Here is a 15,841-nt window from a genome sequence, read left to right on the forward strand (position 1 = left end):
TCTCCTGACGATAAAGGGCCGGTCTCCGGCCCTTTTCTTTTGCAGCTACACGCAATTGCAGACAACCGAACATTGCGACCGCGCCCGTTTACCGCTACCTTAAGCCATTCCTTTTGACCCTGATGGCGGAGCCTCGCCCCCTTGAAATACCTCGTCTCCTTTCGAACCACGCTGAAAGTCTCTCGCTATCTATTTCGGGCGCTGGCGCTCCTGATCTGGGTGCTGATCGCCCTGTTTTCGGTGTTTTACATCGTCAACGCGCTGCACCAGAAGGAGTCGGAGATCCGTCAGGAGTTCAACCTCAGTTACGATCAGTCCCAGCGCTATATTCAGCGCACCGCCGACGTCATGAAGGAGCTCAAGTATATCGCTGAGAACCGTCTGACGGCAGAAAATGGCGTACTGGCCAGCCGCGGGCGCGACAGCAAAACCGAGGTGCCCAATTTTGAGCCGCTGTTCCCCGATTCTGACTGCTCGGCGATGGGTTCAGCATGGCGAGGTTCGCTGGAGTCGCTGGCCTGGTTTATGCGCTACTGGCGCGACAACTTCTCGGCAGCCTACGATCTGAACCGGGTCTTTCTGATTGGCAGCGAAAACCTCTGTATGGCCAACTTTGGCCTGCGTGACGTGCCGGTGGATCGTGACAACGCCCTGAAAAGCCTGCACGAGCGGATCATGAAATACCGTAATGCCCCGCAGGATGAGCGCAGCAATAATCTGTTCTGGATCAGCCAGGGCCCACGTCCAGGAGTAGGGTACTTCTACGCGATGACGCCGGTCTACCTGGCTAACCGTCTGCAGGCGATGCTCGGCACCGAGCAGACTATCCGCATGGAAAACTTTTTCACCCCTGGCAATTTGCCAATGGGCGTGACCATTCTTGATGAAAACGGCCATGCGCTTATCTCGCTGGCGGGTCCGGAAACCCGCCTCAAGGTTGACCCTCGCTGGATGCAGGAGCGTTCATGGTTTGGTTATACCTCCGGTTTCCGCGACCTGGTGCTGAAAAAGAGCCTGCCGCCTTCGTCGCTGAGCATCGTCTATTCCGTGCCGGTGGATCTGGTGCTGGAGCGTATCCGCATGCTGATCCTCAACTCGGTGTTGCTGAACGTGCTGGTGGGGATTGCCTTGTTTACTCTCGCGCGGATGTACGAGCGCAAAATCTTTATCCCGGCGGAAATCGACGCCCAGCGCCTCGAAGAGCATGAGCAGTTTAACCGCAAGATTGTTGCTTCTGCGCCGGTAGGGATCTGTATTCTGCGCACCCTGGACGGCACCAATATCCTCAGTAACGAGCTGGCGCATAACTATCTGAATATGTTGACCCACGAGGACCGGCAGCGCCTGACGCAAATTATCTGCGGGCAGCAGGTCAACTTCGTCGACGTGCTGACCAGCAACAACACCAACCTGCAGATCAGCTTTGTGCACTCGCGCTATCGCAATGAGAACGTCGCCATCTGCGTGCTGGTGGATGTCTCCGCGCGCGTCAAAATGGAAGAGTCGTTGCAAGATATGGCTCAGTCGGCCGAACAGGCCAGCCAGTCGAAATCGATGTTCCTCGCCACCGTCAGCCACGAGCTGCGCACCCCGCTATACGGGATTATCGGTAACCTCGATCTGCTGCAGACCAAAGAGCTGCCGCGGGGCGTTGACCGTCTGGTGACGGCGATGAATAACTCCTCCAGCCTGCTGCTGAAAATCATCAGCGATATTCTCGACTTTTCCAAGATCGAGTCCGAGCAGCTGAAAATTGAACCGCGTGAATTCTCCCCACGCGAGGTGATGAACCATATCAGCGCTAACTACCTGCCGCTGGTGGTGCGTAAGCAGCTGGGGCTGTACTGCTTTATTGAACCGGACGTGCCGGTATCGCTGCAGGGCGATCCAATGCGCCTGCAACAGGTGATCTCCAACCTGCTCAGCAATGCCATTAAGTTCACCGACATGGGCTGCATTGTAATGCATGTCTCCAGGGCAGGGGACTACCTGAGCATTCGCGTGCGTGACACCGGGGTAGGTATTCCGGCCAAAGAGGTTGTCAAACTCTTCGACCCGTTCTTCCAGGTGGGGACGGGAGTTCAGCGAAACTTCCAGGGTACAGGGCTGGGGCTGGCGATTTGTGAAAAACTGATCAGCATGATGGACGGCGATATCTCGGTGGATACTGAGCCGGGTATGGGCAGCCAGTTCACCATCCGCATTCCGCTCTATGCGGCGCAGTCACCGACCACTGGGCTGGTGGATGGATTAAGCGACAAACGCTGCTGGCTGGCGGTCAATAACGCCTCGCTGTATGCCTACCTGGAATCCCTTCTGACGCCGCACGGCATTCGCGTGGCGCGCTACGCCGGACAAACGCCGGACGCGGAAGATATGCTCATCACCGACGATGAGCTGAAGCAGCCGTGGCAGGGCAAAGCAGCGGTGATCTTCTGCCGTCGCCATATCGGTATTGCCCAGGAGCGCGCCCATGGTGAGTGGGTGAACAGCGTAGCCTCGCCGCACGAACTGATTGCGCTGCTGGCGCGGATCTACCGCGTGGAAATGGATGCAGGCGATGGCTCGGCGGCGCTGCCGTCGCCGGAATCGGCGCAGTCGCTGAATGAAGACATGATGATTCTGGTGGTAGATGACCATCCAATTAACCGTCGTCTGCTGGCCGATCAACTGGGCTCGTTGGGCTATCAGTGCAAAACCGCCAATGATGGTGTGGACGCGCTGAACGTTCTGAGTAAAAACCACATCGACATCGTTCTGAGCGATGTGAACATGCCGAACATGGACGGCTATCGCCTGACCCAGCGTATTCGCCAACTGGGCCTGACCCTGCCGGTGGTGGGCGTCACCGCTAACGCGCTGGCGGAAGAGAAGCAGCGTTGCCTGGAGTCGGGAATGGATAGCTGTCTTTCCAAGCCGGTAACGCTGGACGTGCTCAAACAGACGCTGTCGGTGTATGCGGAGCGGGTGAGGAAGACGCGGGGATAAAAAAAAGCCCATTTCCGGGCTTTTTTTATTGCCCGGCGGCGCTTCGCTTGCGCGGGCCTACGGGCAGTGTAGGCCGGGTAAGCGTCAGCGCCACCCGGCGTTTTGCACAACTACTCTTTATCAGCAGGACTCAGCGTCACGGAAGAGAGGTAGTTCAGCAGGGCGATATCGTTTTCTACGCCCAGTTTCATCATCGCGGATTTTTTCTGGCTACTGATGGTCTTGATGCTGCGGTTCAGCTTCTTGGCAATCTCGGTAACCAGGAAACCTTCGGCGAACAGACGCAACACTTCGCTCTCTTTCGGTGACAGACGTTTGTCGCCGTAGCCGCCAGCGCTGATTTTCTCCAGCAGGCGGGAGACGCTTTCCGGGGTAAATTTCTTCCCTTTCTGCAGCGCGGCCAGCGCTTTTGGCAGATCGGTTGGTGCGCCCTGTTTCAGGACAATCCCTTCAATATCGAGATCCAGAACGGCACTTAAAATTGCCGGGTTGTTGTTCATGGTCAGCACGATGATCGAAATACTTGGGAAGTGACGCTTGATGTATTTGATAAGCGTAATCCCGTCACCGTATTTATCTCCAGGCATGGAAAGGTCGGTGATGAGCACGTGCGCATCAAGTTTTGGCAGGTTATTAATCAGTGCTGTGGAATCTTCAAATTCGCCGACTACATTCACCCACTCGATCTGTTCAAGTGATTTGCGAATACCGAACAGTACAATCGGATGGTCATCGGCAATAATTACGTTCATATTGTTCATGTATAGGGCTACCTTGCTACAGCAAGCTTTTGACATAGTCGTCAATGTCGCTGATGTATTTTTCTATGCTGGCGGCATCTTTCTCACGAATAAGATGTTCCAGCGTTTCACATAATTGCTTGCCTGGAACCAGATTAAGCATGGCAAACACCCCTTTGAGCCGGTGTGCTGTCTGAGCCAGCGCTGCGAAGTCGTTCGCAGCGGATTCAGTATACAACCTCTTAACATCATCTGGTACTGTGTCTACGAAGAGAGAATAATAGCCGCTGGCCTGCAGTTCGGCATTTTCATTGCCGCCCAGTGGGGATTCCGGGATCGTTTCCTGCGCCAGCTGCTCCTCTATTAGTTGTAGTACAGCTTCCTGCATCGCATTGCTCATATTAAAGTTGACGCGCACCTGGCCGGGGCCAATTTTTCGCACGCCAGGCTCATCATCGCTTAAAAGCAAGCCTGAGGCAGTAAGATTAGACGGATTATCCGTTAAAAAGAGATCATATTCTTGACTTGCCAGCCTTTCGTCCGGGGAAATACAGGTCGCACCCCAGTTTTCCAGCTGGCGAACCACGATACTGCGGATCTCATTTGACGTCACATCCACCATGATCACTACCTCGTCCAGCAGGCCCTCATCATCCTCTGCTTCCTGCGGCGTGGCCGGCATTTTGACGTGCAGTGAATAACGGGTGCCCAGCGATTCACGGGCTTTAATATTCAGGTGGCCGCCAAGCTTACGCGCCAGCTGATCGCACAGCCAGAAGGTGAGGGCGTTGGCTTTGCCGTAATTATCGCTCTGAGTATCATTCAGGAACGGGAAGTGCAGGTTGTCGATTTCACTGGCCGTAACCCCTTCACCGGTATCAAGGATACGGAAGGTGAGACGGTCATCGGCTGATTCATCGCTGCTCACTTCAAGCGTAATTTTGCCGATCTGGGTGGTGGTCACAGCGTACTGGATCAGCATCAGCAGAATACGACGCAGCGCGTCACGGTCGCCGTGGCGTTCATCATTGGCCCGCAGCGGGTTGTTAATCAGCAGCTGCAGCCCCTTACGCTTGATCACCGGCAGCACTTCCGGCACCACTTCATCAATCAGATCCTGAATCGAGAATAGCGTTGTGGTGCTCTTCCAGCTGTCATTTTCCAGCATATTGGCGAGCTGGATCTCATCCACCAGCCGCACCAGCGTATCGGCATGCCCCGACAGCTGCAGGCTTTCCGGGCTGGTTAACTGGGCCGCTTCGCTGGCCAGCGCCTTCAGAGGCAGTTTAAAGGCATCGCCAATATTCTGCATAAAGGCCGCGCGGCCCTGCTGGTTCTTCTCATACAGCCTTTGCGCCTGTTTGAGCTTTTTATTCACCAGCACCTCGCGATCCTGATCGCGAATGATAAAGATCTGCGTGCGTGACGCCACCTGGCTGCGGAACTGGCGGATCTCATACAGCTCATTATTAATGGTGGCCTGAATCACGCCCTGATGCTGATCGGCCATGCTGGTGATGTTCTGCAGATTCAGGTGTGGCAGCAGGTGATCGGCGATTTTGTTGCTGATCACCGTGCGGTTGGCTTCCTGGTCGTGTACCAGCAGGCCGAGCGGCAGCACCGAGACAATCTCTTCATTGAGCGCGCGCAGCACGCGCAGCTCGTTGCTGGTACCTGCGGCGACGGGGGCATCGCTCTGGCGGCCTGGCTGCGAGCGGAAGGTGGTGTAACCAAACAGCGCCAGCGCCAGCAGGCCGATATTAAGCAGCAGCGGCAGCAGGATATTTTGCAGGGTGTCCAGCAACAGGGTACCAAAAGGGACCTGCCAGACCAGGCGCATACCGGTCGTGTTCAGCGAGGAGGCAATCTCGATTTTCGATCCGTTAAAGGAGATCGAGACGCTTTCGGGGCTCTCTTTGTCCGTCGGCGCGCGCAGGTTTTGCCCCGAGGAATCCTGTTCCAGGCGGAAGCTCTCAAGCGGCATATCCGGAGGGATCAGATCGTTGATCGGCAGATCGAAGGCCACCACCGTTGCCAGATGACCTGGCTGATTGAAGGTGGTACGCAGGGTAAAGTAGTAGCCATTTTGCCAGGCCAGGCGGCGCAGGGAAGAGAAACTTTCACGCTCATCCAGGGCATTGGCCTGCTGCAGCATCTCTGCGCGACGGGAGTCGACAACGGTGCCCACCGACGACTCTTTAAAACCGGAGGAGAGATCTTTTAGCGGCAGGGTGGAGATCAGGATCATGCTGTTGTCCTGACCGTTGAGATAGTACATCGACCAGGGAACGGTCTCCGCTCCCCATAGCGTATCAAGATAGGTCGACATGCGCTGGGTCATCTCCAGCGTGGCGCTGTCGTGGGAACCGAAAATCAGGGCTTCGGTTTTGCGCCGCGTTTTCTCCAGATAGTAGACATCCTGCTTCAGCCGCGTCTCCTGCAGCCCTTCTGCGGATGCGGTTGTCGGCGTGGCGGCGATGTTGTCGTAAATCTGCCAGGTTGCGTAGCGCCAGGTGTCGATACGTTTATGCAGCGCGTGGCTGATATCGACAATCTGATAGCTTTTATCTTTTAACCAGGTGTTCACCGCGCTCTGCACCATCACGCCCATGGTCACTAACAGCACAACGATCAATAGAAGAAAGAAACGGGTAATGCTGCCCGGAAGCAGGGAGAATTTGTTCGCGGCTGTGGTTTCAGACTGACTCATTGATGTGGTTAACCCGTTATGGCTGCGCTTCAGGCGAATAGGGCAGTATAAAGCGTAATAATCGAATTTCCAGCCTCACGCTACTTCCGGGGCTGACTTTTTCGTCCTGTTGCGCAAGACGAAAAGGATTGTCTTAAATCTGTACGGTTAAACCATAATTGTACAAATAACTAACAATATAGTGGAAAAATAGCACGAATAAACAAGAAATTAAATTACCCGTTCAATTTTCAGGACTAAAAATAGCACCCTAAGATTTAATTAATAGTCGTTATAGTTTCGGGTGGGTAGCACAGATATTTTAAATTTGCGTAAAGAAGGGTAAAAAAAAACCGAATGCATTGCATTCGGTTCAATTCGGGATAAACAGACATTCAAATTTGAATGACGGTAATAAATAAAGTTAATGATGATAGCGAGAGATATTTTAGTAGCCGGCTGCCTTTTTGTTTTGGCAATCAGTGCTATAATAAATTTTTTGTTAAATTATTGATTTTAAATGATAATTTTAAAATTTTGATTTATGGTGCTTTATTTTTTAACTTATTGTGCGGCAAAAAAGCTCCCTCAAATTTACAAAATGAAACATCTATACGGTAATATGAAATATCTTAAAAGTTTTCGTATCATATTCTTGTTGGATTATTCTGTATTTTTGCGGAGAATGAACTTGCCGACTGGTTAAGAGGGTTAATCAGTAAGCAGTGGTAATAAAAGACATATAACAGAGGGTTAAAATAATGAAAGTTAAAGTACTGTCCCTCCTGGTACCAGCACTGCTGGTAGCAGGCGCAGCAAATGCGGCTGAAATTTATAACAAAGACGGCAACAAATTAGATCTCTACGGCAAAGTAGACGGTCTGCACTATTTCTCTGATGACGATAGCGCTGATGGCGATCAGACCTACATGCGTCTCGGCTTCAAAGGCGAAACTCAGGTTAACGATCAGATCACTGGTTACGGTCAGTGGGAATACCAGATTCAGGGCAACACCACCGAGAGCGAAAACCAGTCCTGGACGCGTGTGGCCTTCGCTGGTCTGAAATTCGCTGAAGCAGGTTCTTTCGACTACGGTCGTAACTACGGCGTCATCTACGACGTCACTTCCTGGACCGACGTGCTGCCAGAATTCGGCGGCGACACCTACGGTTCTGACAACTTCCTGCAATCCCGTGGTAACGGTGTTGCTACCTACCGTAACCAGGACTTCTTCGGTCTGGTTGATGGCCTGAACTTTGCTCTGCAGTACCAGGGTAAAAACGGCAGCGTCAGCGGTGAAAACGAAGGCGGTCGTAGCCTGCTGAAACAGAACGGCGACGGCTTCGGCGGCTCCCTGACCTATGATCTGGGCGAAGGCTTCAGCGTAGGTGCGGCAGCAGCCTCTTCCAAACGTACCGCAGACCAGAACGGTGCTGGCGTTTATGGCCACGGCGACCGTGCTGAAGTGTACAGCGGCGGCCTGAAATACGACGCGAACAACCTCTATCTGGCAGCGCAGTACTCCCAGACTTACAACGCGACCCGTTTCGGTGACTCTCAGAGCGATGCCCCTAACGCGGTTTACGGCTTTGCTAACAAAGCCCAGAACTTCGAAGTGGTTGCGCAGTACCAGTTCGACTTCGGTCTGCGTCCATCCGTGGCTTACCTGCAGTCCAAAGGTAAGGACATCGAAGGTAACGGCGATCAGGATCTGCTGAAATATGTTGATGTTGGCGCGACTTACTACTTCAACAAAAACATGTCCACCTATGTTGATTACAAAATCAACCTGCTGGATGACAATGCCTTCACCGACCGTGCAGGCATCAGCACTGATGACATCGTAGCCCTGGGTCTGGTTTACCAGTTCTAAGTCTTACGCAGTATTGCAAAAGGGGCCAACTGGCCCCTTTTTTTGGTCTTACTATCAGCCCCTTACAAAGCCTGCTTTTTAGTGTACTCTTGCCGGTCTCAGGCTTGAGGATAATAACGAATGGAAATTACTTTTCTGCGTGTCGGCTTTCTGGCGACACTGTTTATGTTGTCTGCGTGCGATGCCCCCGCTCCTCCGGCTAAGGCCGACACCGCCGCAACGGTGCTGGAAGGGAAAACCATGGGTACCTTCTGGCGCGTCAGCGTGATTGATCTCTCTGCTGCCCGGGCTGAAGAGCTACGCGGCAAGATCCAGTCCCAGCTGGATGGCGACGACCAGCTGATGTCCACCTATAAAAATGACTCTGCCCTGATGCGTTTTAACCAGTCCCAGAGCACCTCCCCCTGGCCGGTGAGCGAAGCGATGGCGGATATTGTCACCGAGTCGCTGCGGGTGGGCTATAAAACTAACGGCGCGATGGATATCACCGTCGGCCCGCTGGTTAACCTGTGGGGCTTTGGCCCGAACAAGCAGCCGGTGAAAACCCCCGACCAGGCGCAGATTGACGATGCCCGGGCGCAAACGGGCCTGCAGCATCTGACGGTGATAAATCAGTCCGGCAAGCAATACCTCGAAAAAGATATCCCCGATCTGTTTGTCGATCTCTCAACGGTGGGTGAGGGCTATGCTGCCGATCACCTGGCCCGGCTGATGGCCGAAGAGGGGATCTCGCGCTATCTGGTGTCAGTTGGCGGGGCGCTGGTCAGCCGCGGCATGAACGCCAGCGATAAGCCCTGGCGCGTGGCGATCCAGAAGCCCACCGATCGGCAAAATGCCGTCCAGGCCATTGTCGATATCAACGGCCACGGCATCAGCACCTCCGGCAGCTACCGTAACTATTATGAGCTGGACGGAAAACGCATCTCCCACGTCATTGATCCCCAGACCGGTCGCCCGATTACGCACAATCTGGTGTCGGTGACGGTGATCGCCCCTACGGCGCTGGAAGCCGATGCCTGGGATACCGGTCTGATGGTGCTGGGGGCTGAGAAAGCCAAAGAGATCGCACGTGAGCAGGGGCTGGCGATCTATATGATCGTCCGCGAAGGGGAGGGCTTCAAAACCTGGATGTCTCCGCAGTTCTCCAGCTTCCTCGTCAACGGGGCGAATTAAAAAGCAAGGTTGCGGGTTTTTGTCGGGTGGCGTTCAGGCAGGCTAGGCGTATGCTTATATAAGGAGCCGATCATGAAAAAGCCGAACCTGATGAATGACGATCAACGCTGGCTGGCGGTGCTGGCCCGCGATGGCCATGCCGATGGTCAGTTTGTGTTTGCCGTACAGACCACCGGCATCTTCTGCCGTCCCTCCTGCCGGGCGCGCCACGCCCTACGTGAAAACGTTCACTTTTACCCCGATGCCCGCCAGGCAGTGCAGGCGGGTTTTCGCCCCTGCAAACGCTGCCGCCCGGATCAACCGGATCCCCAGGCGCAGCGGATCGCCACCATCGAAAAAGCCTGCCGGTTACTGGAGCAGGAGCAGCCCCTGACCCTTGAGAGGCTGGCGCAGGAGGTGGCGATGAGCCCCTGGCATCTTCATCGTCTGTTCAAATCCTTCACCGGGATGACGCCGAAAGCCTGGCAGCAGGCGGCCAGGGCGAAACGGCTGCGCGACGCCCTGGCGCAGGGTGAAAGTATTACTGACTCCGTGCTGGCAGCAGGTTTCCCCGACAGCAGCAGCTATTACCGCAACGCCGATGCCACCCTGGGAATGACCGCGAAGCAGTACCGCAGCGGCGGGGAGGAAACCACCGTGCGCTATGCTTTGAGCAACTGCACGCTGGGACGTTGCCTGGTGGCGGAGAGCACGCGGGGCGTCTGTGCCATTCTACCCGGGGATGATGACAGCGCCCTGATTGCCGAGCTGGAAACGATCTTTCCTCACGCCCGGCGAGAACAGGCGGATGCCGCCTTCGCCGCGCGCGTCGCCCAGGTGATCGCCAGCGTGGATAACCACGCCGTGGCGCTCGCCCTGCCGCTGGATATTCGCGGCACCGCCTTTCAGCGTCAGGTCTGGCAGGCCCTGCGCGCTATACGTAGCGGAGAGACGGCAAGCTATCAGCAGGTGGCCAACGCCATTGGTCATCCCGGTGCGGTGCGGGCGGTGGCCCGGGCCTGCGCCGCCAACAAGCTGGCGATTATTATTCCCTGTCACCGGGTGGTACGGAGCGACGGCGGGCTGTCGGGCTACCGCTGGGGTACGGCCCGTAAAGCGGCACTGCTGCGTCGCGAAGCCAAAAAAGAGGAGGTGTGATGCTCGATTTGTTTGCAGATGCTGAGCCCTGGCAGGAGCCGCTGGCGCCGGGGGCAGTGATCCTGCGCCGCTTTGCCCTGACGCGGGCCACCGCCTTAATGCAGGGGATCGAACAGGTCGCCAGCGCCTCGCCGTTCCGCCAGATGGTCACCCCCGGGGGATACACCATGTCGGTGGCGATGACCAACTGCGGCGGGCTGGGCTGGACCACTAACCGGCACGGCTACCTCTATTCAGCGGACGATCCGATCACAAATGCGCACTGGCCGCCGATGCCGGACGCTTTTGCTGCCCTGTGCCACGATGCCGCCTGCGCGGCGGGTTATCCCGACTTTCAGCCGGATGCCTGTCTTATCAATCGCTACGCCGTCGGGGCTAAACTGTCGCTGCATCAGGATAAGGATGAGGCCGACCTGCGGGCGCCGATTGTCTCGGTCTCGCTCGGCCTGCCCGCGGTGTTTCAGTTTGGCGGATTACGCCGCAACGATCCGCTTCAGCGCCTGCTGCTGGAGCATGGTGACGTGGTGGTGTGGGGTGGACCATCCCGCCTGTTTTATCATGGCATTCAGCCGCTTAAACCCGGAGAGCACCCTCTGACCGGCGACTGTCGCTACAACCTCACCTTCCGCCAGGCGGCGAATAACGAATAAAAATAAGAATTATTCTTGATGTAAGTGGCGAGCAGTTTACACTGCTGGCTGATTTTTCTTGTCTGGATTGCTCTGCATGGAACTCCTGTTACTGGTCTGGCGCCAATACCGCTGGCCGTTTATCGCGGTGATGGCGCTCAGCCTGCTCAGCGCCGCGCTGGGTATTGGGCTTATTGCCTTTATTAACCTGCGCTTAATTGAAACGGTGGACACCACCCTGATGGTGCTGCCGGAATTTCTCGGCCTGCTGGTGCTGCTGATGGCCGTCACCCTGGGTTCGCAGCTGGCGCTCACTACCCTCGGCCACCACTTCGTCTACCGCCTGCGCAGCGAGTTCATCAAGCGTATTCTGGATACCCAGGTTGAACGCGTCGAGCAGCTGGGCAGCGCCTCGCTGCTAGCCGGGTTGACCAGCGATGTACGCTCAATCACCATCGCCTTTGTGCGTCTGCCGGAGCTGGTGCAGGGGATTATTCTGACCTTCGGATCGGCCGCCTATCTGGCCTGGCTCTCCACCAAAATGCTGGCGATCACCGCTCTGTGGATTGCGATCACCATCTGGGGCGGCTACCTGCTGGTGTCGCGCGTCTACAAGCACATGGCGGTGCTGCGCGAAACCGAAGATAAGCTCTATAACGACTATCAGACAGTGCTGGAAGGGCGCAAAGAGCTGACCCTTAACCGCGAGCGCGCCGAGCACATCTTCAATAACCTCTATATCCCGGATGCCCGCGAATATCGCCACCACATTGTGCGGGCCGATACCTTCCACCTGAGCGCGGTCAACTGGTCCAATATCATGATGCTGGGGGCGATTGGCCTGGTCTTCTGGATGGCCAACAGCCTGGGCTGGGCAGATACCAACGTCGCCGCGACCTACTCGCTGACCCTGCTGTTCCTGCGCACGCCGTTGCTCTCCGCCGTCGGCGCGCTGCCGACCCTGCTCAGCGCCCAGGTAGCCTTTAACAAGCTGCGCAAGTTTGCTCTCGCACCGTACAAAGCCGAGTTCCCGCGACCTGAAGCCTTCCCGGACTGGCAGACCCTGGAGTTGCGCAACGTCACCTTCAAATATCAGGACAACGACTTCTCCGTCGGGCCGGTGAACTTAACCCTTAACCGCGGCGAACTGCTGTTCCTGATTGGCGGTAACGGCAGCGGGAAATCGACGCTGGCAATGTTGCTGACCGGCCTGTATCAGCCCCAGTCGGGCGAGATCCTGCTGGACGGTAAGCCGCTGAGCGCCGAGAAACCGGAAGATTACCGCAAGCTGTTCTCTGCGGTGTTTACCGACGTCTGGTTGTTCGATCAGCTGCTGGGCCCGGAAGGCAAGCAGGCCGATCCGGCGCTGGTGGAGAAGTGGCTGGCGCATCTGCAAATGTCGCACAAGCTGGAGTTGCAGGATGGCAAGATCCTCAACCTGAAGCTGTCGAAAGGGCAGAAGAAGCGCGTGGCGCTGCTGCTGGCGCTGGCGGAAGAGCGCGACATCATTCTGCTGGATGAGTGGGCCGCCGATCAGGACCCGCATTTCCGCCGCGAGTTCTACCAGGTGCTGCTGCCGCTGATGCAGCAGATGGGCAAAACCATTTTTGCCATCAGCCATGACGATCACTATTTCATCCATGCCGACCGCCTGCTGGAGATGCGCAGTGGACAGCTGACCGAGCTGACCGGCGCCGAGCGTGATGCCGCGTCGCGTGATGCGGTGGCACGTACCGCCTGAGTGTCAAAATGCCGGGTGGCGGCTTTGCCGCCCCCCGGTCTGCAACTGCCGATTTTTTGCTCTTCCCGCCGATTCGTTTATTAAAATTTACACAACCCCGCGCTATGCTTAATGCCAACTCATTTAATGGATTTATGATTAATGTCTGCATTAAGCAAAAACAGCGCACGGCTGCGCGATGAAGAGCGTGCGCGCCTGATCTGGCTGATGACCACCGACAAAGCGCTCACCTCCACCCTGCTGGGTAAACTGACCCTGGCTGAGCAATATGATGTCGGGACCTTAGCCGACGATATTGCTGAGGTAGGGGCGCTGGTGGCGCATTTGCCGCCGCCGGATCTGGCCGACACCCTCGAAGCCTTACCCTCGGAAGAGCGCCATGCCCTGTGGCGGCTAGTGCAGGATCACGAGCGCGGTCAGGTGCTGGTGGAGGCGTCCGAGAACGTCTGGGAAGATCTGATCGATGAGATGAGCGACAACGCGATCCTCGACGCGCTGCGTACCCTGGATATCGACGATCAGATTTACCTGGTTCAGCACCTGCCGCGCAACCTGACCGGACGCCTGCTGGCGTCGCTGCCGCCTCAGGATCGCGCCCGCGTCCACCAGGTCATGCATTATGAGCAGGATCGCGTCGGGGCGATCATGGAGTTCAGCGTGATCACCGTGCGCCCGGACGTAACCCTGGGCACGGTCCAGCGCTACCTGCGTCGGCTCGGCAAAATGCCGAAGAACACCGACAAACTCTTTGTCACCTCCCGGGATAAAACCCTGCTCGGCGAGCTGAAGCTGCAGACCATCCTGCTCAACAGCGCCCAGAGCAAGGTCAGCGAGGTGATGGACCCCCAGCCGATGCTCTTCTCCCCGGAAGATGATGCCGAGAAAGCCGCCCGCACCTTTGAGCGTGACAACCTGCTCAGCGCCGCGGTGGTGGACGCGGTGGGCAAGCTGTTGGGGCGACTGACCATCGATGAGATCGTCGATGTGGTCTATAAAGAGACCGATAACGATATGCGCGCCCTCGGGGGACTCAGCGCGGAAGAGGATGTTTATGCTCCGGTGAGCAAGGCGGTGAAAACCCGCTGGGCGTGGCTGGCGATCAACCTCTGCACCGCCTTTATCGCCTCGCGGGTGATTGACGGCTTCGAACACACCATCTCGCAGCTGGTGGCGCTGGCTTCCCTGATGCCCATCGTGGCCGGCATTGGCGGCAATACCGGCAACCAGACCATCACCATGATCGTGCGCGCCCTGGCGTTGCAGCATATTCAGCCGGGCAACTTTACCTTCCTGATTTTGCGTGAGCTGGGCGTGGCGCTGATCAACGGCCTGGTGTGGGGCGGGATTATGGGGGGCGTCACCTGGTGGCTGTACGACGATATGGCGCTGGGCGGGGTAATGACCCTGGCGATGGTACTAAACCTGCTGGTGGCGGCGCTGATGGGAGTGATCATTCCGATGGTGATGACCCGCCTCGGGCGCGACCCCGCAGTGGGGTCGAGCGTGATGATCACCGCCATCACCGATACCGGCGGGTTCTTTATTTTTCTTGGGCTGGCGACGCTGTTTCTGCTGTAGCGGCGCTGCTGCGTCGCAGGCGGGCAGGGAGGATCGCCATGACGATAATCCCGCCCAGCACGCCAATTGCCAGATTGCCGGTTGAGACGGTGGCCGCAACGGTCACCAGCATGACCAGGGTTTCCGCGACGGGCGCGCCTTTCACCGCGGCAGGGCGAATGCTCTGCCAGTTGAAGGTCTTAATGGCAACAATCGCCATGATCCCCGCCAGCACCGCCATCGGGATTTTAGCCATCACGTCGCTCAGGGCAGTGACCAACAGCAGCAGCACCAGCCCGGCGGCGAAAGTGGAGACGCGGCTGCGCCCCTTGCCCATTTCAACGTTAACGATGGTCTGACCGATCATCGCGCATCCGGCGATCCCGCCGAAGAAGCCGGCCATGATATTGGCCACGCCCAGCCCCATGCTCTCGCGGCGCTTGCTGGACGGGGTAGCGGTCAGCTCATCCACCAGTTTTGCCGTCAGCAGCGACTCCATCAGGCCGACGAAAGCAATACTTAGCGCGCAGGGCCAGATAATGCTCAGGGTTTGCAGATTGAGGGGCACCAGCATCTGGGTGATCCCCGGCAGGCCGCCGCCGATAGAGCCTTCGTCGCCGACGGTCGGCAGCAGCTGGCCGTTGGTGACGGTAAACAGGGTCAGAACCACAATCGCAATCAGCGGGGAAGGAATACTTTTAATGTAGCGGGGCGCCCACAGCACAATCAGCAGGGTCAGAACAAACAGGCCGACAATCAGCGGACTTTTGCTCCAGAAGTGGGGCACCTGGGCAAAGAAAATTAAAATCCCCAGCGCGTTTACAAACCCGGTCATCACCGCCTGAGGAATAAAGCGCATCAGGCGCGCCATCCCCAGCGCGCCGAACAGGATCTGGATCAGCCCCGCCAGCAGCACCGCCGGCAGAATATACTGCGCGCCATGCTGATGAACCATCGGCCCAATCACCAGCGCCACTGAACCCGCGGCGGCGGTCACCATCGCCGGACGTCCGCCCATTACCGACAGCGCCAGACACAGCACCACCGACGCGAACAGGCTCACTTTCGGATCGACGCCCGCCACCACGGAGAAGGAGATCACCTCCGGAATAAGCGCCAGGGCGGTGATCACACCGGCCAGGATTTCACGCGTCAACAGCGACGGAGAACGCAGAACGGCAAGAGTATGGGGAGAAGCGTGTGTTGGAGACATAGTTTTTCGCAGGTTAGTGGCGGTGGGCAGGATCTGTGCGGCCGATCACAAAGGGCAGCATAGTAGCGGGAAAACGCGCGCGTTTCCAGCGCAGCACGTG

9 protein-coding genes and 1 pseudogene are annotated in these 15,841 nt (G+C 56.9%); 7 read left to right on the plus strand and 3 right to left on the minus strand.

The window, feature by feature from the left end:
* Positions 1–141 precede the first annotated feature (141 nt).
* Positions 142–2,988, plus strand: a complete 2,847-nt coding sequence (rcsC, locus tag LRS40_RS14145) for a two-component system sensor histidine kinase RcsC (RefSeq protein WP_156264269.1) — start codon at positions 142–144, stop codon at positions 2,986–2,988.
* Positions 2,989–3,098: 110 nt separating this feature from the next.
* Here rcsC and rcsB read toward each other — a convergent pair whose 3' ends face one another.
* Together rcsB and rcsD are read right to left on the minus strand one after the other, a co-directional pair.
* Positions 3,099–3,749, minus strand: a complete 651-nt coding sequence (rcsB, locus tag LRS40_RS14150) for a response regulator transcription factor RcsB (RefSeq protein ID WP_032612710.1) — start codon at positions 3,747–3,749, stop codon at positions 3,099–3,101.
* Between the two features lie 16 nt (positions 3,750–3,765).
* Positions 3,766–6,438, minus strand: coding sequence for a phosphotransferase RcsD (gene rcsD / locus LRS40_RS14155; protein ID WP_231311852.1), 2,673 nt, complete (start codon positions 6,436–6,438; stop codon positions 3,766–3,768).
* Between the two features lie 740 nt (positions 6,439–7,178).
* Here rcsD and LRS40_RS14160 point away from each other — a divergent pair.
* From LRS40_RS14160 to mgtE, 6 genes are all read left to right on the plus strand, one after another.
* Positions 7,179–8,291, plus strand: coding sequence for a porin OmpC (locus LRS40_RS14160; protein ID WP_231311853.1), 1,113 nt, complete (start codon positions 7,179–7,181; stop codon positions 8,289–8,291).
* A gap of 120 nt (positions 8,292–8,411) precedes the next feature.
* Complete coding sequence (apbE, locus tag LRS40_RS14165) at positions 8,412–9,464, plus strand: FAD:protein FMN transferase ApbE (protein WP_142486519.1); 1,053 nt, start codon at positions 8,412–8,414, stop codon at positions 9,462–9,464.
* 72 nt (positions 9,465–9,536) lie between these two features.
* Complete coding sequence (ada, locus tag LRS40_RS14170) at positions 9,537–10,601, plus strand: bifunctional DNA-binding transcriptional regulator/O6-methylguanine-DNA methyltransferase Ada (RefSeq protein ID WP_231311854.1); 1,065 nt, start codon at positions 9,537–9,539, stop codon at positions 10,599–10,601.
* Entirely contained in the window at positions 10,601–11,251 is a 651-nt protein-coding gene (alkB, locus tag LRS40_RS14175) for a DNA oxidative demethylase AlkB (protein WP_231311855.1), read from the plus strand. Before ada ends, alkB begins: the two co-directional genes overlap by 1 nt.
* A gap of 76 nt (positions 11,252–11,327) precedes the next feature.
* Positions 11,328–12,971: a multidrug ABC transporter permease/ATP-binding protein gene (locus tag LRS40_RS14180; protein WP_142486516.1), complete on the plus strand. Its 1,644-nt coding sequence runs from the start codon at positions 11,328–11,330 to the stop codon at positions 12,969–12,971.
* Between the two features lie 141 nt (positions 12,972–13,112).
* Positions 13,113–14,549: a magnesium transporter gene (gene mgtE / locus LRS40_RS14185; RefSeq protein WP_231311856.1), complete on the plus strand. Its 1,437-nt coding sequence runs from the start codon at positions 13,113–13,115 to the stop codon at positions 14,547–14,549.
* Here mgtE and LRS40_RS14190 read toward each other — a convergent pair.
* Positions 14,512–15,802 (minus strand): annotated as a pseudogene (locus tag LRS40_RS14190) (SulP family inorganic anion transporter). The gene mgtE and the pseudogene LRS40_RS14190 overlap by 38 nt on opposite strands.
* Positions 15,803–15,841 lie beyond the last annotated feature (39 nt).

Source organism: Leclercia sp. G3L, from assembly GCF_021117075.1.
In the GTDB taxonomy this organism is placed as follows: domain Bacteria; phylum Pseudomonadota; class Gammaproteobacteria; order Enterobacterales; family Enterobacteriaceae; genus Enterobacter; species Enterobacter adecarboxylatus_C.

What these genes read in the sequence shown, in the direction of transcription:
- ada (WP_231311854.1), top strand. Translation starts at nt 9,537, where the DNA reads ATGAAAAAGCCGAACCTGATGAATGACGATCAACGCTGGCTGGCGGTG.
- rcsD (WP_231311852.1), bottom strand. Translation starts at nt 6,438, where the DNA reads ATGAGTCAGTCTGAAACCACAGCCGCGAACAAATTCTCCCTGCTTCCG.
- apbE (WP_142486519.1), top strand. Translation starts at nt 8,412, where the DNA reads ATGGAAATTACTTTTCTGCGTGTCGGCTTTCTGGCGACACTGTTTATG.
- mgtE (WP_231311856.1), top strand. Translation starts at nt 13,113, where the DNA reads ATGTCTGCATTAAGCAAAAACAGCGCACGGCTGCGCGATGAAGAGCGT.
- alkB (WP_231311855.1), top strand. Translation starts at nt 10,601, where the DNA reads ATGCTCGATTTGTTTGCAGATGCTGAGCCCTGGCAGGAGCCGCTGGCG.
- LRS40_RS14160 (WP_231311853.1), top strand. Translation starts at nt 7,179, where the DNA reads ATGAAAGTTAAAGTACTGTCCCTCCTGGTACCAGCACTGCTGGTAGCA.
- rcsB (WP_032612710.1), bottom strand. Translation starts at nt 3,749, where the DNA reads ATGAACAATATGAACGTAATTATTGCCGATGACCATCCGATTGTACTG.
- LRS40_RS14180 (WP_142486516.1), top strand. Translation starts at nt 11,328, where the DNA reads ATGGAACTCCTGTTACTGGTCTGGCGCCAATACCGCTGGCCGTTTATC.